At 68.6% G+C, this 17,968-nt stretch carries 16 protein-coding genes and 1 tRNA gene; 6 read left to right on the forward strand and 11 right to left on the reverse strand.

Going from position 1 to position 17,968, the window contains the following annotated elements; genetic code table 11:
* Positions 1-39: 39 nt before the first annotated feature.
* The 11 genes from QFZ82_RS20475 to dnaA form a co-directional block, all read right to left on the reverse strand.
* Positions 40-1,110, reverse strand: a complete 1,071-nt coding sequence (locus QFZ82_RS20475) for a VWA domain-containing protein (protein WP_307714545.1) — start codon at positions 1,108-1,110, stop codon at positions 40-42.
* 185 nt (positions 1,111-1,295) lie between these two features.
* Positions 1,296-1,430 carry a DLW-39 family protein gene (locus QFZ82_RS20480; RefSeq protein WP_003958712.1) on the reverse strand — a complete coding sequence of 45 codons (135 nt, stop codon included), beginning with the start codon at positions 1,428-1,430 and terminating at the stop codon, positions 1,296-1,298.
* 235 nt (positions 1,431-1,665) lie between these two features.
* Positions 1,666-1,739: transfer RNA gene (locus QFZ82_RS20485), tRNA-Ile, on the reverse strand.
* 82 nt (positions 1,740-1,821) lie between these two features.
* Complete coding sequence (locus tag QFZ82_RS20490) at positions 1,822-2,457, reverse strand: DUF3566 domain-containing protein (RefSeq protein ID WP_373429308.1); 636 nt, start codon at positions 2,455-2,457, stop codon at positions 1,822-1,824.
* A 3-nt stretch (positions 2,458-2,460) separates the two neighbouring features.
* Complete coding sequence (gyrA, locus tag QFZ82_RS20495; protein ID WP_307714546.1) at positions 2,461-5,055, reverse strand: DNA gyrase subunit A; 2,595 nt, start codon at positions 5,053-5,055, stop codon at positions 2,461-2,463.
* A 44-nt stretch (positions 5,056-5,099) separates the two neighbouring features.
* Positions 5,100-7,175 (reverse strand): DNA topoisomerase (ATP-hydrolyzing) subunit B, encoded by a 2,076-nt coding sequence (gene gyrB / locus QFZ82_RS20500; RefSeq protein ID WP_307714547.1) that lies wholly within the window; start codon positions 7,173-7,175, stop codon positions 5,100-5,102.
* A gap of 306 nt (positions 7,176-7,481) precedes the next feature.
* Entirely contained in the window at positions 7,482-8,027 is a 546-nt protein-coding gene (locus QFZ82_RS20505; RefSeq protein WP_307714548.1) for a DUF721 domain-containing protein, read from the reverse strand.
* Positions 8,024-9,163: a DNA replication/repair protein RecF gene (recF, locus tag QFZ82_RS20510; RefSeq protein ID WP_307714549.1), complete on the reverse strand. Its 1,140-nt coding sequence runs from the start codon at positions 9,161-9,163 to the stop codon at positions 8,024-8,026. Before recF ends, QFZ82_RS20505 begins: the two co-directional genes overlap by 4 nt.
* Positions 9,164-9,220: 57 nt before the next feature.
* Positions 9,221-10,114, reverse strand: a complete 894-nt coding sequence (gene gnd / locus QFZ82_RS20515; protein WP_307717787.1) for a phosphogluconate dehydrogenase (NAD(+)-dependent, decarboxylating) — start codon at positions 10,112-10,114, stop codon at positions 9,221-9,223.
* An 86-nt stretch (positions 10,115-10,200) separates the two neighbouring features.
* Positions 10,201-11,331 (reverse strand): DNA polymerase III subunit beta, encoded by a 1,131-nt coding sequence (gene dnaN, locus QFZ82_RS20520; protein ID WP_177149470.1) that lies wholly within the window; start codon positions 11,329-11,331, stop codon positions 10,201-10,203.
* 871 nt (positions 11,332-12,202) lie between these two features.
* Positions 12,203-14,017 carry a chromosomal replication initiator protein DnaA gene (gene dnaA, locus QFZ82_RS20525; RefSeq protein WP_307714550.1) on the reverse strand — a complete coding sequence of 605 codons (1,815 nt, stop codon included), beginning with the start codon at positions 14,015-14,017 and terminating at the stop codon, positions 12,203-12,205.
* Between the two features lie 360 nt (positions 14,018-14,377).
* Between dnaA and rpmH the strand changes: the two genes are divergently transcribed.
* From rpmH to rsmG, 6 genes are all read left to right on the forward strand, one after another.
* Positions 14,378-14,515, forward strand: a complete 138-nt coding sequence (gene rpmH, locus QFZ82_RS20530) for a 50S ribosomal protein L34 (protein ID WP_018846094.1) — start codon at positions 14,378-14,380, stop codon at positions 14,513-14,515.
* An 18-nt stretch (positions 14,516-14,533) separates the two neighbouring features.
* Positions 14,534-14,905, forward strand: a complete 372-nt coding sequence (rnpA, locus tag QFZ82_RS20535; protein WP_307714551.1) for a ribonuclease P protein component — start codon at positions 14,534-14,536, stop codon at positions 14,903-14,905.
* Positions 14,902-15,261 carry a membrane protein insertion efficiency factor YidD gene (gene yidD / locus QFZ82_RS20540; RefSeq protein WP_307714552.1) on the forward strand — a complete coding sequence of 120 codons (360 nt, stop codon included), beginning with the start codon at positions 14,902-14,904 and terminating at the stop codon, positions 15,259-15,261. The genes rnpA and yidD overlap by 4 nt, the downstream gene beginning before the upstream one ends.
* Positions 15,262-15,264: 3 nt before the next feature.
* Positions 15,265-16,551: a membrane protein insertase YidC gene (gene yidC / locus QFZ82_RS20545; RefSeq protein WP_307714553.1), complete on the forward strand. Its 1,287-nt coding sequence runs from the start codon at positions 15,265-15,267 to the stop codon at positions 16,549-16,551.
* Positions 16,552-16,565: 14 nt separating this feature from the next.
* Positions 16,566-17,078, forward strand: coding sequence for a R3H domain-containing nucleic acid-binding protein (locus QFZ82_RS20550; protein ID WP_177149321.1), 513 nt, complete (start codon positions 16,566-16,568; stop codon positions 17,076-17,078).
* 110 nt (positions 17,079-17,188) lie between these two features.
* Positions 17,189-17,905 carry a 16S rRNA (guanine(527)-N(7))-methyltransferase RsmG gene (gene rsmG / locus QFZ82_RS20555; RefSeq protein ID WP_177149320.1) on the forward strand — a complete coding sequence of 239 codons (717 nt, stop codon included), beginning with the start codon at positions 17,189-17,191 and terminating at the stop codon, positions 17,903-17,905.
* The last annotated feature ends 63 nt before the right edge of the window (positions 17,906-17,968 follow it).

Here is a 17,968-nt window from a genome sequence, read left to right on the forward strand (position 1 = left end):
GCGGGTTCTCCGCGATCTCGGCGGCCTTCGCGCCGAGCGTCACGGCGATGGAGAAGCCTCCTGTCGTGTCCCTTGGGGCTGGGCACGCGTGCGACCGCCGACGTCAGCGGAGTCGCGCCCCTCCTTCTGGAGGAGATGCTCGGTGCTCGACTCGCAGGCGCTGTCGGCGCCGTACGCGATCTCCGTGCGCAGCGCGTCGAAGGTGTCGACCGCGGACCCCGGCTGCGGCACGGCTGTGGCGGAGAGATCCACCGTCGACTCGGCGTCGAGATCAACGGCGTAGTACCGCTGTTCGCCGGGGCCGATGGTGTCCAGGTACTGACCGGGGCGGAGCACCGGGGCCGAGTCCCGCTCCGGCGTGCCGGCGACCCGCTCGCCGTCGAAGCGGTAGCCGTCCGCCGACAGCTGGGCGGAGCGCTGCAGCTGACGGGCGAGCGCGTCGGCGTCGGGGGCGTCGTAGTAACGGCCGTTCCCGGCCCGGGCGATGCACTCCAGCTGCTCCCGTGCGGCGCCGCGCACCTGGAAGCCGACGGTGTCGATCCGCAGCCCCACGCCGTCCCCGGCGAGCCGGCGGGCCACCTCGCAGGGCGGCGGAGTCCCGCAGTTGTCCTCGCCGTCCGAGACCAGCAGGATCGTGCGCGTGCCGACGGCACCGTCAGCGGGCTCGGGAAGGTCCTCGGCGGCCTTCTGCAGCGACAGGCCGATGGGAGTGTCCCCCTTGGGCTGCACGGCCTGTACGGCCCGCTTCAGGCCCGCCCGGTCGAGGGGCCGCAAGGGCAGCACGGACCGTGTGTCGGTGCAGCCCTTGGGCCGGTCGGCCCCGTATACGCGCAGGCCGGTCGGATGGCCTTCGGGGAGCGCGTCGACGACCGCTCGCACGGCCGAGTGCGCGGCCTCCATCCGAGTGCGCCCCGTGCCCTCGCCGTCGGCCATGGACCCGGAGGAGTCCAGCACCATCACGAGTACCGTGGCCCTGCCCTTCCCCGGCGCCCGGGCCTCCCGCCCGGCCTGCTCCGCCGCGTCCGCCGCCGGCAGCGGCCCTGCCACCAGGGCCAGCAGTGCGGCGCCGACCGTCACCACCGCCGCACGGCGGCGCTGTCGTGCTGTCACGCTCGTCCCCCTCCACGGCTTCGCGTTTGCTCCCGCAAGCCAGTGATTTGCGGAAGTGAACTCAAGGGCATTGCGTCACGGTCACGCAACAGCGCGCAGTCGGCCGCCGTCGCGGCACCGGCCCCCGAACAGCACGAAGCCCCGGTCGCTTCCGCGACCGGGGCCCATGATCCAAGAACTGCGTCTCACACACCCGAACCTGCGGGCACGGAGTCGGTCGCCTCCGTCCACAGATCCTGCTCGGCGCGATCCGCCTGGATCTGGCGGTACACGAGGAGCCCGCCGATGGCGGCCAGTGCGACCAGGAGAAGCTTCTTCACCGCGCGACCTCGTCTTTCCTTGACGTATGAGGACTTCTGGCGCCCGACTATACACACCGACCGATACCGATCGGTGACCTACCGGGCAGCCGCCGAGGCCCCGCCCCGCCTCAACTGGGGGCCGCGGCAAAGCGATCGGCCAGGCACTCGCCGGGGCGCGCCGGTCACGGACCGTGCGGCCCGGCCGGACACGCCAGAGGCCCCCAACCGGATCCGGCTGGGGGCCTCTGCACTGTGGGGCTAACAGGATTTGAACCTGTGGCCTCATCCTTATCAGGGATGCGCTCTAACCAACTGAGCTATAGCCCCTCCGCGCTGCGCGCTGACCTCTGAAGATTAGCGCACACGCGGTGCAGCGCCAAAATCGGATTCCGGGGACCCGGCTCCGGCGCTACTCGTCCTCGGCGAGCGTGAGCTCCACACCGCCCACAAATCCGGCGGAGAGGTTGTAGATGAAGGCCCCGAGGGTGGCCAGCGCTGTGGCGAGCACCACATCGATCACCGCGATGACCGAGGTGAAGATGAGCACGCGCGGCAGCGACAGGAACGACTGGAGATCGAAGCCGTTGCTCTCGTTGGAGCCGGTGGCCTCGCTGATCGTCCCGCCGACCGTCGAGAAGACGCCCATCGCGTCCATGACCATCCACAGCACCGCGGCCGCCACCACGGTGCAGATGCCCAGGGCGATGGAGAGCAGGAAGCTGACCTTCATCACCGACCACGGGTCGGCCTTCGCCACCCGCAGCCGCGCCTTGCGCGTACGCGGTGTCGTACTGGCACCCGTACGCGGCCGGCGCACCGCCGAAGCGGACTGGCCGCCCTGGGCGCCGCCCGGCGAGGGATACGCCTGCGGCGGGTGGTACGCCTGTCCCGGCTGGGCGGGAGCGGGCTGCTCGCCGCCGAACATCTGGTGAGGGGGCTGAGGCCCCCGGGTGTCCGTCACTGTGGCCCCCTGGGAGTCCGCGGCAGGGCCACGGGCACCGTTCGCTCCGGAAGCGGCCGCTCCGGCGCCCGTGGCTCCACTCACGCTCTACTCCTCGTGCTCCCCAGCCGAGGACGGAGTGCCCTCGGCTGCCGACTCGGCCGGCTCGTCGCCGTCCGCCTCGGTCCCGTCGACCTCTTCGGCCTCGCGACCTGCCTCGGCGTTGCGAGCGATCCCGACCACGGCATCGCGCTTGCCCAGGTTGATCAGTTGGACGCCCATGGTGTCACGGCCCGTCTCCCTGACTTCATTGACTCGCGTACGAATCACGCCGCCACCGAGCGTGATGGCGAGGATCTCGTCGGTCTCCTCGACCACCAGCGCGCCCACGAGCGATCCGCGGTCCTCCACGATCTTCGCGGCCTTGATACCGAGGCCGCCGCGACCCTGGACGCGGTACTCGTCGACGGCGGTCCGCTTCGCGTACCCGCCGTCGGTGGCGGTGAACACGAACGTACCGGGCCGGACGACATTCATCGAGAGCAGTTCGTCGCCCTCGCGGAAACTCATGCCCTTGACGCCGGAGGTCGCGCGTCCCATCGGGCGGAGCGCCTCGTCCGTCGCCGTGAACCGGATCGACTGCGCCTTCTTGCTGATGAGCAGCAGATCGTCCTCGGCGGACACCAGCTCGGCGCCGATCAGTTCGTCGTCGGCACCGCTCTCGGTCTCCCGGAGGTTGATCGCGATGACACCGCCCGAACGCGGGGAGTCGTAGTCCTTCAGCGACGTCTTCTTCACCAGACCGGCCTTGGTGGCGAGCACCAGGTACGGCGCGGCCTCGTAGTCGCGGATCGCCAGAATCTCGGCGATCTGCTCGTCCGGCTGGAAGGCCAGCAGGTTGGCGACGTGCTGACCGCGCGCGTCACGGCCGGCGTCCGGCAGCTCGTACGCCTTGGCCCGGTAGACCCGGCCCTTGTTGGTGAAGAACAGCAGCCAGTGGTGGGTGGTGGAGACGAAGAAGTGGTCGACGATGTCGTCTTCCTTCAGCTTCGTGCCGCGCACGCCCTTGCCGCCGCGCTTCTGCGAGCGGTAGTCGTCGGTCTTCGTGCGCTTCACATAGCCGCCACGCGTGATCGTGACGACGATGTCCTCCTCGGCGATCAGGTCCTCCATGGACATGTCTCCGTCGAAGGGCACCAGCTTGGAGCGGCGGTCGTCTCCGAACTTCTCGACCAGCGCGGCCAGTTCATCACTGATGATCCCACGCTGCTTCTCCGGCGAGGCCAGGATCGCGTTGTACTCGTTGATCTTCGCCTGGAGTTCGTCGTGCTCCTGGATGATCTTCTGACGCTCCAGGGCGGCGAGCCGGCGCAGCTGCATCTCGAGGATCGCGTTGGCCTGGATCTCGTCGATCTCCAGCAGGCCCATCAGGCCCTCGCGCGCCACCTCGACGGTGTCGCTGCGCCGAATCAGCGCGATGACCTCGTCGATCGCGTCGAGCGCCTTGAGCAGACCGCGCAGGATGTGCGCCCGCTCCTCGGCCTTGCGCAGGCGGAACCTGGTGCGCCGGACGATGACCTCGACCTGGTGCGTCACCCAGTGGCGGATGAACGCGTCCAGCGACAGCGTGCGCGGCACCCCGTCGACGAGGGCGAGCATGTTGGCGCCGAAGTTCGTCTGCAGGTCGGTGTGCTTGTACAGGTTGTTCAGCACGACCTTGGCGACCGCGTCGCGCTTCAGCACGATGACCAGGCGCTGGCCGGTGCGCGAGGACGTCTCGTCACGGACGTCCGCGATGCCGCCGATCTTGCCGTCCTTCACGAGGTCGGCGATCTTCTGCGCGAGGTTGTCGGGGTTCACCTGGTACGGGAGCTCCGTGACCACCAGGCACTGGCGGTTCTGGATCTCCTCGACCTCGACGACGGCCCGCATCGTGATGGAGCCGCGACCGGTGCGGTACGCCTCCTCGATGCCCTTGCGGCCGACGACCAGGGCGCCGGTCGGGAAGTCCGGGCCCTTGATCCGCTCGATCAGGGCGTCGAGCAGCTCCTCGTGCGTGGCCTCCGGGTGCTCCAGCGCCCACTGGGCACCGGCCGCGACCTCGCGCAGGTTGTGCGGCGGGATGTTGGTGGCCATACCGACGGCGATACCGGCGCTGCCGTTGATCAGCAGGTTCGGGAAGCGCGCCGGCAGGACCGTCGGCTCCTGGTTGCGGCCGTCGTAGTTGTCCTGGAAGTCGACGGTCTCCTCGTCGATGTCCCGGAGCATCTCCATGGCCAGCGGCATCATCTTGCACTCGGTGTACCGCATGGCCGCGGCCGGGTCGTTGCCCGGGGAACCGAAGTTGCCGTTGGAGTCCACCAGCGGCATGCGCATCGACCACGGCTGCGCCAGGCGGACCAGGGCGTCGTAGATCGAGGTGTCGCCGTGGGGGTGGTACGTACCCATGACGTCACCGACGACACGGGCGCACTTGTAGAAGCCCTTCTCGGGGCGGTAACCGCCGTCGTACATCGCGTACAGCACGCGGCGGTGGACGGGCTTGAGACCGTCCCGCACATCCGGCAGCGCGCGCGACACGATGACGGACATCGCGTAGTCGAGGTAGGAGCGCTGCATCTCCGTCTCGAGCCCGACGGGCTCGACACGCATGGCGAGCGGCTCTTCCTCTTCGGTGGTGACAGGAGTGTTCTCGTCGGCCATTGCTGGTCTTCAGTCCTTTCGTGCGGTACTCAGCTGAGACCGACTCAGATGTCGAGGAAGCGGACGTCCTTGGCGTTGCGCTGGATGAACGAGCGCCGCGCCTCCACGTCCTCGCCCATGAGCACCGAGAACAGGTCGTCGGCCTGCGCCGCGTCGTCCAGCGTGACCTGGCCGAGCACGCGGTGCTCCTGGTCCATGGTGGTGATGCGCAGCTCCTCGGCGTTCATCTCGCCGAGACCCTTGAAGCGCTGGATCGAGTCCTCCCTGATGCGCTTGCCGGCCTGCTTGCCGAGCTCGACCAGGGCGTCGCGCTCGCGGTCGGAGTACGCGTACTCGAAGTCGTCCCGGCCCCACTTGATCTTGTACAGCGGGGGACGGGAGAGGAAGACGTGGCCGGCCTCGACCAGCGGCCGCATGAAGCGGAACAGGAACGTCAGCAGCAGGGTGTTGATGTGCTGGCCGTCGACGTCGGCGTCCGCCATCAAGATGATCTTGTGATAGCGGAGCTTCTCGATGTCGAAGTCCTCGTGGACCCCGGTGCCGAAGGCCGAGATCAGCGCCTGGACCTCGGTGTTCTGCAGGATCTTGTCGATCCGCGCCTTCTCCACGTTCAGGATCTTGCCTCGGATGGGCAGGATGGCCTGGTACATCGGGTTGCGGCCGGACTTGGCCGAGCCGCCGGCGGAGTCACCCTCGACGATGAAGATCTCGCACTGGGTCGGGTCGTTGGACTGGCAGTCGCTCAGCTTGCCCGGCAGCGACGCCGACTCCAGCAGGCCCTTGCGGCGGGTCAGATCGCGTGCCTTGCGGGCCGCGACACGGGCGGTGGCCGCCTGGATCGACTTGCGGACGATGTCCGCGGCCTCGTTGGGGTTGCGGTCGAACCAGTCGGTCAGGTGCTCGTGGACGACCTTCTGCACGAAGGTCTTCGCCTCGGTGTTGCCCAGCTTGGTCTTGGTCTGGCCCTCGAACTGCGGCTCGCCGAGCTTGACCGAGATGATCGCGGTCAGACCCTCGCGCACGTCCTCGCCGGAGAGGTTGTCGTCCTTCTCGCGCAGCAGCTTCTTGTCGCGCGCGTACCGGTTGACCAGACCCGTCAGAGCGGCCCGGAAGCCCTCCTCGTGCGTACCGCCCTCGTGCGTGTGGATCGTGTTCGCGAAGGAGTACACACCCTCCGTGTACTGCGAGTTCCACTGCATCGCGATCTCGACCGAGAGCATCCGCTCCTTGTCCTCGGCCTCGATGTCGATGACCGTGGGGTGGATGAGCTCGCCCTTGCGGCTGTTGAGGTACTTGACGAAGTCGACGATGCCGCCTTCGTAGTAGTACTTCACGGTGCGGGCCGGCTGCTCCTCGACCGCCTCGGCGGAGGCGTCCGCGTCGTCGGCGCGCATGGTCGCCTTCGCGGACTCGCGCTCGTCGGTCAGCGTGATCGTCAGGCCCTTGTTGAGGAAGGCCATCTCCTGGAAGCGCCGCGACAGCGTCTCGAAGGAGTACTCGGTCGTCTCGAAGACGTCCGGATCGGCCCAGAAGGTGACCGCAGTGCCGGAGTCGGACACTTCTTCGTGCTTGGCCAGCGGAGCCGTGGGGACGCCCGACTTGTACTCCTGCGTCCAGCGGTAGCCGTCCGTCCTGATCTCGACGGCGAGCTTGTAGGACAGCGCGTTCACCACGGAGACACCCACGCCGTGCAGACCGCCGGAGACGGCATAGCCGCCGCCGCCGAACTTGCCGCCCGCGTGCAGCACGGTGAGCACGACCTCGACGGCCGGCTTCTTCTCGACGGGGTGGATGCCCACCGGGATGCCACGGCCGTTGTCGACGACGCGTACGCCGCCGTCGGCGAGGATCGTGACGTCGATGCTGTCGGCGTGGCCGGCCATGGCCTCGTCGACGGAGTTGTCGACGACCTCTTGGACGAGGTGGTGGAGTCCACGCTCACCGGTCGAGCCGATGTACATGCCGGGGCGCTTGCGGACCGCGTCCAGACCCTCGAGGACGGTGATCGCGCTGGCGTCGTACGAGGAGCTGACCTCGCCGTTCCCACCGGCAGCAGTGGACAGGGTGTTCTCGTTGGGGTTGCCGGAATCGGCCACGAAGCGCCCTTTCTGGCACAGCACAAGCCGCTCTCCGTCATTGCGGGACCGGCTGCGTCGTTCGGCATCTAATCGACGTGTCCCGCGAGAGGCGCGGGATTGTCCACCAGTCTACCGGTACCGGCGACATGAATGGGGGTTTGCCGGTAGCTGAGTCCGCATGTGCCGCCCTGAACCTCCTCCGTCCGACTCCCCATATGCGGGAAGGGGCTCCAAGAGGCTCACACGGGCTTTGAGAGCTTCGGGCTGTCAACCTCCGGCTACCCTGAGGGACACCTCGGACGTACCGCCCGGTTCCCCCTGTCCCGGGGCCGCCCGACCGGGGCCGGGTCAGCCGTACGTGTCCCCCGGGCCCGTGCTTCCCGGCGCCCGCAGAGGACCGAACCGGCGCTGCGGCCCGCCGGGGCCCAGCACCTTGATCACCCGGACCGTGCCGTGCCCCAGGTCCTCGTTCAGCCGCGCCACCAGCCGCGGAGCCAGCAGCCTCAGCTGCGTCGCCCACGCCGTGGAGTCGCACTGGACCGTCAGTACGCGCTCGTCCGGGTCCTCGTCGTAGCGCAGCGGTACACAGTGCTTGGCCAGGTCCTCGCCGACGATCTGCGGCCAGCGGCCCATCACACCGCCCACCGCGGCCGGGGTCTCCCAGCCCCGTTCGGTGATCAGCCGGTTGATCGCCGCGCCCAGCGGCAGCGGATCGCGACCGTCCGCCCGCGCACCGGAGCGCAGCCCACCGCCGCGCCTGGCCTGCTTCTTCTGCTGCGCGGCCGCGCCCTTGGCCTTCGCCTGCTCCTTGGCCGCGCGCAGCGCGACGCGTGCCAGGTCGACACCCGAGGACTCGGGAACCCGGGCGGCCGAAGGGATCTCGTCCTCGCTCATACGCGCTCCACCTGCCCGTCGGCCACCGCGTACCGGGCGCCCGCCAGCACGTGCGGGACGTCGTCGTCGACGGCTGCCGTCACCAGCACCTGTTCACCAGGGGCCACCAGCTCCGCCAGGCGCTCCCTGCGACGTGCGTCCAGCTCGGCGAACACGTCGTCGAGCACGAGCACCGGCTCGTTGCCCTCGGCACGCAGCAAGTCGTAGGAGGCCAGCCGCAGCGCCAGCGCGTACGACCAGGACTCGCCATGGCTCGCGTACCCCTTCGCCGGGAGCTGTCCCAGCTTGAGCAGCAGGTCGTCACGGTGCGGGCCGACCAGGGTCACACCCCGCTCGATCTCCTGCTTGCGAGCCTCGGCCAGCGCGCCCATCAGCTGCTCGTACAGCTCCTCGCGCGTCATGGGCCCGGTGTGCTCGGCGCCCGCGGGACCGGAGGAGGAACGGTACTCCAGGGCGATCGGACCGCCGCCCGGGGCGAGTGCCTCGTACGCCTTGTCCGTCAGGGGCTGGAGGGTGGTTATCAGGTCGAGCCGTCTGGCCAGCACCTCGGCGCCGGCCCGCGCCAGGTGCTGGTCCCATACGTCCAGCGTGGACATGTCCATGGAGCGCCCGCCGTGCCGGCGCGCCATCGCGGCCGACTTCAGGAGGGTGTTGCGCTGCTTGAGCACGCGGTCGTAGTCCGAGCGCACTCCGGCCATGCGGGGCGAGCGGGCCGTGACCAGCTCGTCGAGGAAGCGCCGGCGTTCACCGGGATCACCCTTGACCAGCGCGAGGTCCTCCGGCGCGAACAGGACCGTGCGTACGATCCCGAGCACATCACGCGGCCTGACCTGCGAGGACCTGTTGATACGGGCGCGGTTCGCCTTGCCCGGGTTGAGCTCGAGCTCGACCAGCTGGGAGCGCTCGCCCTGGGTGACGGCGGCGCGGATCACCGCACGGTCGGCCCCCATCCGCACCAGCGGAGCGTCCGAGGACACCCGGTGGCTGGACAGCGTCGCCAGATAGCCGACGGCCTCGACGAGATTGGTCTTGCCCTGGCCGTTCGCGCCCACGAAAGCGGTGACGCCCGGATCGAGAGGGACCTCGACCCGGGCGTACGAGCGGAAGTCGGCCAGCGACAGATGCGTGACGTGCATGGTGTGGCGCCGACCTTCCCCCGGCAAGGCTGTGCATGGCGGTGCACAGCCTGTGGATTACTTCTTGTTCTCCACCGCGTGGCCACCGAACTGGTTGCGCAGTGCGGCGATCATCTTCATCTGCGGGGAATCGTCCTGGCGGGACGCGAACCGCGCGAACAGCGACGCGGTGATCGCCGGCAGCGGCACCGCATTGTCGATCGCGGCCTCGACGGTCCAGCGGCCCTCGCCGGAGTCCTGCGCGAAACCGCGCAGCTTCTCCAGGTGCTCGTCCTCGTCCAGGGCGTTGACCGCGAGGTCGAGCAGCCAGGAACGGATGACCGTGCCCTCCTGCCAGGAGCGGAAGACCTCGCGCACGTCGGTGACGGAGTCGACCTTCTCCAGCAGCTCCCAGCCCTCGGCGTAAGCCTGCATCATGGCGTACTCGATGCCGTTGTGGACCATCTTGGCGAAGTGCCCGGCGCCGACCTTGCCCGCGTGGACCGAGCCGAACTCGCCCTCGGGCTTGAGCGCGTCGAAGACCGGCTGGACCTTCGCCACGTGCTCGGCGTCGCCGCCGTACATCAGCGCGTAGCCGTTCTCCAGGCCCCAGACACCGCCGGAGACGCCGCAGTCGACGAAGCCGATGCCCTTGGCGGCCAGCTCCTCGGCGTGCTTCTCGTCGTCGGTCCAGCGGGAGTTGCCGCCGTCGACGACGATGTCGCCGGGGGACAGCAGCTCCGCCAGCTCGTCGATCGTGGACTGGGTCGCGGCACCCGCCGGGACCATGACCCAGACGACGCGCGGGCCCTTGAGCTTGTTCACAAGCTCCTCGAGGCTGTGGACATCCGCGAGGTCCGGGTTGCGGTCGTAGCCGATGACGGTGTGGCCTGCGCGGCGAATGCGCTCACGCATGTTGCCGCCCATCTTGCCGAGGCCGACGAGACCGAGCTCCATCAGAGATTCCTCAATCGTTGTGTGCCGTTTCCTACCCGCGTCCGAGACTACGCCCGGACGCGGGTGCACACCTGTGGGGTCAGGCGCTCAAAAGCCGCTGATCAGCCGCTCAGTCGCACCGGCATGATCAGGTACTTGTACGCCTCGTCCGCCTCCGCGTCCACGGCCGGCTTGCCGCTCAGCAGCGCGGGCTTGGTGGAGGTGGTGAAGGACAGCTGGGCGACCGGGGAGTCGATCGCGCTCAGACCGTCCAGCAGGAAGGTCGGGTTGAAGGCGATCGAGATGTCGTCGCCCTCCAGCTGCGCGTCCACACGCTCCACAGCCTGTGCGTCGTCGCTGGAGCCGGCCTCCAGGATCAGCACGCCCTGCTCGAAGCTGAGGCGCACCGGGGTGTTCCGCTCGGCGACCAGGGCGACACGCTTGACGGCCTCGACGAACGGCGCGGTCTCGATGACGGCCACCGAGTTGAACTCGGTCGGGAACAGCGTGCGGTACTTCGGCAGGTCGCCTTCGAGCAGACGGGTCGTCGTCCGCCGCCCGGCGCCCTCGAAGCCGATCAGACCCTCACCGGCACCGGAGCCGGACAGCGCCAGGGTGACCGTGTCACCGCTGGTCAGCGCCTTGGCGGTGTCGAGCAGCGTCTTGGCGGGCACCAGGGCCACCGCGGAGGCGTCGGGGCTCTCGGGCTTCCACAGGAACTCCCGGACCGCGAAGCGGTAGCGGTCGGTGGAGGCCAGGGTGACGGTGTCGCCCTCGATCTCGATCCGCACGCCGGTCAGGACGGGAAGGGTGTCGTCGCGGCCGGCGGCGATGGCGACCTGGGCGGCGGCGGAGGCGAAGACCTCGCCGGGCACGGTGCCGGTCGCGGTCGGCATCTGCGGGAGCGCCGGGTACTCCTCCACAGGCAGGGTGTGGAGGGTGAACCGCGAGGAGCCGCAGACCACGGTCGCCCGTACACCGTCTGTGGAAATCTCCACCGGCCGGTTGGGCAGGGCGCGGCAGATGTCGGCGAGCAGGCGGCCGGAGACGAGCACGGTGCCGTCCTCGTCGATCTCGGCTTCCACCGAGACGCGGGCCGAGACCTCGTAGTCGAAGCTGGAGAAGCTGAGGGCGCCGTCCTCCGCCTTCAGAAGAAGGCCTGCGAGTACGGGCGCCGGCGGACGGGCCGGAAGGCTGCGGGCCACCCAGGCCACCGCCTCCGCGAGTACATCGCGCTCCACCCGGATCTTCACCGGAACCGCCTCCTGCTGTTGCTGGCTCGCCCTGCTGGCCTTCGTCGTCGGCTTGATGCCGGAGACCAGTCTGACGCACGGCGCCGACAGCTGGTGCGGGTCGGGGTCAAGTCGCGCCAAGAGGTACCGGGCGCTCCGGGCTCGAGTTGTGCACAGGCCCCTCTTCCAAGCGAATTTCCCGGTAACTCTGAGTGGGAGTAGTAGTAGGGCCTGTGGAAACCGTGGATAACGCCTTCTGCGCAGGTCAGAGCCCGTTTTTTGTCCACTGAGCCTGTGGGCGGGACCGGTGGACAACCGGGTGATTCTGTGGACGCGCGAAAGTTCTGCACACCCGATGCACAGCCCACAGGGACTTCTCCCCAGTGCCGTCCCCAGCTTTACCCACGTTCCCCACAGGCCAACCGACCACCTTGGTGTGATGCCTTTCACTCGACCCGGTGAGCGGGGATGTCGCGTTGCCGAACAGTGGACAGGGGTGGGGAAAAGCTGTGGGCAACGAGGCCCTGCCTGTGGGCCGCCGGTGGACAACGTGGATCAAGGTCTGTGGACGATTCGGCTGTCCACAGACTGTGGAGGGCGTCCGGCCACAAATCCACACCCTGCTGAGCTGGCCCTACAGTGCCTCCGCAGGCTGTCCTGTGGACCGTATCTGGACAACTTCCCGGTCCCCAGGCTGTGGACGGAAGATCGCCCCCACTCCTGTGGAGAACGGGCACCGGTCGGGACGTATTCGAACACAGCCGTCCCGTGACAGGACGGCACGGCGGCCTGCCGAGCGGCCCCGGCGCTCCGAGAGAGGCCCTGGAACGCCGAGAAGGCGCCCCCGGGATCTCCTCCCGTGGCGCCTTTTCGGGCCGTGCCGGCGGCTGGGTCAGCCGTTCTTGATGCGGTTGGTGAGCTCGGTGACCTGGTTGTAGATCGACCGCCGCTCCGCCATCAGCGCGCGGATCTTGCGGTCCGCGTGCATCACGGTCGTGTGGTCGCGTCCGCCGAACTGCGCGCCGATCTTCGGCAGCGACAGATCGGTGAGCTCCCTGCACAGGTACATCGCGATCTGGCGTGCCGTCACCAGCACGCGACTGCGCGAGGATCCGCACAGATCCTCGACCGTGAGGCCGAAGTAGTCGGCCGTGGCCGCCATGATCGCGGTCGCGGTGATCTCGGGAGCGGCGTCCTCGCCGCCGGGGATCAGGTCCTTGAGCACGATCTCGGTGAGACCGAGGTCCACCGGCTGACGGTTGAGCGAGGCGAACGCCGTGACCCGGATCAGCGCGCCTTCGAGCTCACGGATGTTCCGGGAGATGCGGGACGCGATGAACTCAAGCACCTCCGGCGGGGCGTTGAGCTGCTCCTGCACGGCCTTCTTGCGCAGGATCGCGATACGCGTCTCCAGCTCGGGCGGCTGCACGTCGGTGGTCAGGCCCCACTCGAAACGGTTCCGCAGCCGGTCCTCCAGCGTCATCAGCTGCTTGGGCGGCCGGTCCGAGGACAGCACGATCTGCTTGTTGGCGTTGTGCAGCGTATTGAAGGTGTGGAAGAACTCCTCCTGCGTCGACTCCTTGCTCGCGAGGAACTGGATGTCGTCGACCAGGAGGATGTCCACGTCGCGATAGCGCTTGCGGAACGTGTCGCCCTTGCCGTCGCGGATCGAGTTGATGAACTCGTTGGTGAACTCCTCGGAGCTCACGTACCGCACGCGGGTGCCGGGATAGAGGCTGCGCGCGTAGTGCCCGATGGCGTGCAGCAGGTGCGTCTTGCCGAGCCCCGACTCCCCATAGATGAACAGGGGGTTGTACGCCTTGGCCGGCGCCTCGGCGACCGCGACGGCCGCGGCGTGCGCGAAGCGGTTGGACGCGCCGATGACGAACGTGTCGAAGAGGTACTTGGGGTTCAGGCGGGCGTGCGGTTCGCCGGGACCGGGACCGGGAGCGGGCGCGGGCTTGGCGCCGAGCGGTCCGGGGGCGCCCGAGGGGCCGCCGCGGTGCGGGGTCTGCGGCTCGGGCAGCTGGCGTTCGGCACGCGGGTCGTACTGCCGGCGCTCCGGCGGCTGCCGGTAGTCGTGCTGGGACCGGCTCGGCGGGGCGGAGGCGTACGGGTCGCGCTCCTGGAAGCCGCCGAGGCGCGGCTGCTGCCAGGAGAGGTCCTCCTGGGTACGCGGCCAGGCGCCGGGCTCGGGGCGCTGCTGCTGGTACTCGGGGTACGACGGGCGCACCTCCGGCAGGCCGTCGTCGGAGGACGGGCGGTGGCCGTAGCCGCCGTCGTAGGGGCCGCTCTGGCGCCCGGTCTCGTAGGCGTCGCCGCCCTGGCGCGGCCCGTCGTACGCGTCGGTCGGGCGGGAATCGTCGCGCTGAGGTCCTTGGTAGCGCTGCTGCTGCTGATGCGCGGGCGGTGCCTGGGGGGCGGCCGGCTCACCCACAGAGTCGTCGACGGTGATCGCGATCCGGATCGGACGGCCGCACTCGCGGCTCAGCGTCTCGCTGATCAGCGGGGCGAGGCGGCCCTCGAGCACCCGCTTGCCCCACTCATTGGGGACGGCGAGCAGCGCGGTGTCGGCGACGAGCGCGAGGGGCTGGCAGCGTTCGATCCACTGCTTGTCCTTGGGCTCGACGCCCTGCTGGCCCTCGTCCAGGAGCTGGTCCAGCACTCGTGGCCACACTGCGGCAAGATCGGCAGGTACATCAGCCACGAAGCACGCTCTCTCACAGGTCCCACGAATGTGTGGTTCTCGGGACGGGATGGGAAGACAGGCAGGAAAGGAATCCGAGTTCAGCCACGGTAGTCAGGCCGAGCCATGCGGTTCAAGTTGTTGTCCACAGCCTGTGTACAGCGGGGACCGCCAACGGCCTGGTTTGACCGGATGGCGTAGCCGCGCGTACCGTAACCAGGTCGAGTTGTCGATGGCTGCTGCCGCCTGCCTCCGATGGGCAAAGATCACGGTCTGTGATTGTGAAGCGGTGCACTCGGGCGTAATCGCGAGCTACTCGTGGGCGCACGGTGACAGCCAGGCGATGTCCCGCCATCAACGAATCATTTCTGGAGCCCCCGAGTGAGCAAGCGCACCTTCCAGCCGAACAACCGTCGTCGTGCGAAGACCCACGGTTTCCGCCTGCGCATGCGTACCCGTGCCGGTCGCGCCATCCTGGCGAACCGTCGCAGCAAGGGTCGCGCCAACCTGTCCGCCTGATCGCGTACAGGTCATGACGTGCTGCCTTCCGAGAATCGGCTGAGGCGGCGCGAGGACTTCGCGACTGCGGTACGCCGAGGACGCCGGGCCGGACGCCCGCTTCTCGTCGTCCATCTACGCAGCGGTGCAACGGACCCGCACGCGCCTGGGGAGAGCGCTCCCCCGACGTGTGCGGGTTTCGTCGTGAGCAAGGCCGTGGGCGGTGCCGTCATACGCAACAAGGTCAAGCGGAGACTGCGCCACCTCATACGCGATCGGCTCTCCGAGCTGCCCCCCGGTAGCCTGGTGGTCGTACGGGCGCTGCCCGGTGCGGGCGACGCCGAACACGCACAGCTGGCCCGAGACCTGGACGCCGCGCTGCAGCGGCTGCTGGGAGGGGGCGCGCGATGAAGTACCCACTGCTGGCACTGATCAAGATCTATCAGTGGACGATCAGCCCGCTGCTGGGACCTGTCTGCAGGTACTACCCGTCGTGTTCCCACTATGGATTTACGGCCATCGACCGGCACGGTGCGGTGAAAGGCACGGCCCTGACCGCCTGGCGGATCCTGCGGTGCAATCCGTGGTCGCCGGGCGGCGTGGATCATGTGCCCCCGCGCAAGCGCCCACGGTGGCACGAAATGCTGCGCGATGCCTTGCGCGGCAGCAAGGGCGGGCACTCCGCCGCTGATGTGCCTGCCCTGGGGTCGGCCCCCGGAACCCCGAGCCCGGCCGCAGAGACCTCGCCCAATGCTCAAGGAGCCTGATTAGTGGACACGATTGCCAGTCTCTTCAGTTTTATCACCACACCTGTCTCGTGGATCATCGTCCAGTTCCACAAGCTCTACGGGGCGATCTTCGGCCCGGACACGGGCTGGGCCTGGGGACTGTCCATCGTGTCGCTGGTGATCCTCATCCGGATCTGCCTGATCCCGCTCTTCGTGAAGCAGATCAAGTCGACCCGGAACATGCAGGCGCTCCAGCCGAAGATGAAGGCGATCCAGGAGCGCTACAAGAACGACCGACAGCGTCAGTCCGAAGAGATGATGAAGCTGTACAAGGAGACGGGGACGAACCCCCTCTCCTCGTGCCTGCCCATCCTCGCGCAGTCGCCGTTCTTCTTCGCTCTGTACCACGTGCTCAGCAAGATCGCCTCGGGTGACGAGATCGGTGTCCTCAACCAGAGCCTGGTGAACAGTGCGCGTGAGGCGCACATCTTCGGCGCTCCGATCGCCGCCAAGTTCATGGACGACCCGGCCAAGGTCGAGGCACTCAACGCCTCCCTCACTGATGTCCGCATCGTCACCGCGATCATGATCATCATGATGTCTGCGTCGCAGTTCTACACGCAGCGCCAGCTGATGCAGAAGAACGTCGACCTCACCGTCAAGACGCCGTACATGCAGCAGCAGAAGATGCTGATGTACATCTTCCCGGTGATCTTCGCCGTCATGGGCATCAACTTCCCGGTCGGTGTCCTCGTCTACTGGCTGACCACCAACGTGTGGACCATGGGCCAGCAGATGTACGTCATCAACCAGAACCCGACGCCGGGCAGCAAGGCGCAGGACCACTACCTGCAGCGCCTCCTCAAGGGCGTCGTCGCGCACGGCGAGGTCCGCTCGCGCCGCAAGCGGTCGGTCGTCCAGGCGATCGTGGCCAAGGGGTCGGACCGCAACGAGAACGAGCGCCGGTTCATCACCGGGCTGGCCAAGGCCGGCCTGGCCGCCCAGGCGGACGGCACCGTGACGAAGAGCGAGACGGCGGTGGCCGAGGCCGAGGGCGGCAGTGGCGCCCAGCGGCGCCAGCAGCCCAAGCGGCAGAGCAAGGCGCGGCGCCAGTCCGCCGCCGGCGCCGTGGGTGCGGCCAAGGGTGACGAAGGCCCGGCCGACTCCGTGTCCAAGACGTCGCTGCAGAAGGACGAGTCCGCCGAGGGCGTCCAGCCCAAGGCCGGCGGTGGCAAGGCCACCGGATCCCGCCAGACCAAGCCCGGACAGGCGAAGTCCGGGCAGCGCAAGGGCCAGCAGCGCCCCAAGCACCCGTCGTCCAAGAAGTAAGAAGGAGTCCATCCGTGACGGAAGGCACCATCTCCGCCGCCGCCGAGGGTGGCGACACCCTGACCCGCCTCGAGCAGGAAGGGGAGATCGCGGCTGATTACCTCGAGGGCCTGCTCGACATCGCCGACCTCGACGGTGACATCGACATGGACGTCGAGGCGGACCGCGCCGCGGTCTCGATCATCAGTGACGCGGGCAGCCGGGATCTGCAGAAGCTCGTGGGCCGGGACGGCGAAGTCCTCGAGGCTCTTCAGGAGCTGACGCGCCTGGCTGTGCACCGTGAGACCGGTGACCGCAGCCGTCTCATGCTCGACATCGCCGGATTCCGGGCGAAGAAGCGCACCGAGCTGGCCGAGCTCGGCGCCAAGGCGGCCAACGAGGTCAAGACCACCGGCCAGCCGGTGAAGCTCGACCCCATGACGCCCTTCGAGCGCAAGGTCGTCCACGACGCGGTCGCGGCCGCCGGCCTGCGCAGCGAGTCCGAGGGCGAGGAGCCCCAGCGCTTCGTCGTCGTACTCCCTGCCTGACCCACGTGTTCCCTCGGCCCCGTCTGTTCGCAGGCGGGGCCGATCTTTGTCAGCCTGATAGTCAGCCACCACAGCCCTGTGCGGCAGTGCGGTACGGAAGGACGGTTCCCGTGACGGAGGCAGCGGAGCTTCCCCAGGCGCCCGAGGCGGCGCGGACGGTGTTCGGAGAGCTTTTTCCGGAGGCCGTGCGGTATGCGGAGCTGCTCGCGGATGCCGGGGTCAAGCGCGGCCTGATCGGCCCGCGTGAGGTTCCCCGGTTGTGGGAGCGTCACCTGCTGAACTGCGCTGTGCTCTCCGAGGTCGTCCCGGAGGGGGTGACGGTGTGCGACGTCGGCTCGGGCGCCGGTCTGCCGGGCATCCCGCTCGCCCTCGTCCGGCCGGACCTCAAGATCACCCTTCTCGAACCCTTGCTGCGGCGTACGAACTTTCTGCAGGAGGTCGTCGAGCTGCTGGGCCTGGACCACGTGACCGTGGTCAGGGGCAGGGCCGAGGAGATGCTGGGGAAGGTTCCTCCGGTGCATGTGGTGACGGCACGAGCCGTGGCACCGCTGGACCGCCTGGCCGGCTGGGGCGTCCCTCTGCTCCGTCCCTACGGCGAGATGCTGGCGCTCAAGGGCGACACCGCCGAGGAGGAGATCCAGAGCGCCCGGGCCGCGCTGAGCAAGCTCGGAGTCGTGGAGACCTCGGTCCTCCATGTCGGTGAAGGCATCGTCGACCCGTTGTCCACCGTCGTACGGGTCGAGGTGGGTGAAAGTCCGGGCGGTGTGAGGTTCGCCGCCAAGCGCGCGAAGGCGGCAAGGACAAGCCGAACTCGTCGTCGCCGCTGACCCAGCACGCTGAGCCATACAAGCTTCCATACGTACGCATTTCGGAGTGTCGTCCCGGTTCGG

Source organism: Streptomyces sp. V4I23, from assembly GCF_030817975.1.
Lineage (GTDB): Bacteria > Actinomycetota > Actinomycetes > Streptomycetales > Streptomycetaceae > Streptomyces.

Coding starts and splice junctions, on each gene's coding strand:
- gyrA (WP_307714546.1), bottom strand. CDS start 5,055: ATGGCCGACGAGAACACTCCTGTCACCACCGAAGAGGAAGAGCCGCTC.
- QFZ82_RS20505 (WP_307714548.1), bottom strand. CDS start 8,027: ATGAGCGAGGACGAGATCCCTTCGGCCGCCCGGGTTCCCGAGTCCTCG.
- recF (WP_307714549.1), bottom strand. CDS start 9,163: ATGCACGTCACGCATCTGTCGCTGGCCGACTTCCGCTCGTACGCCCGG.
- yidD (WP_307714552.1), top strand. CDS start 14,902: ATGAAGTACCCACTGCTGGCACTGATCAAGATCTATCAGTGGACGATC.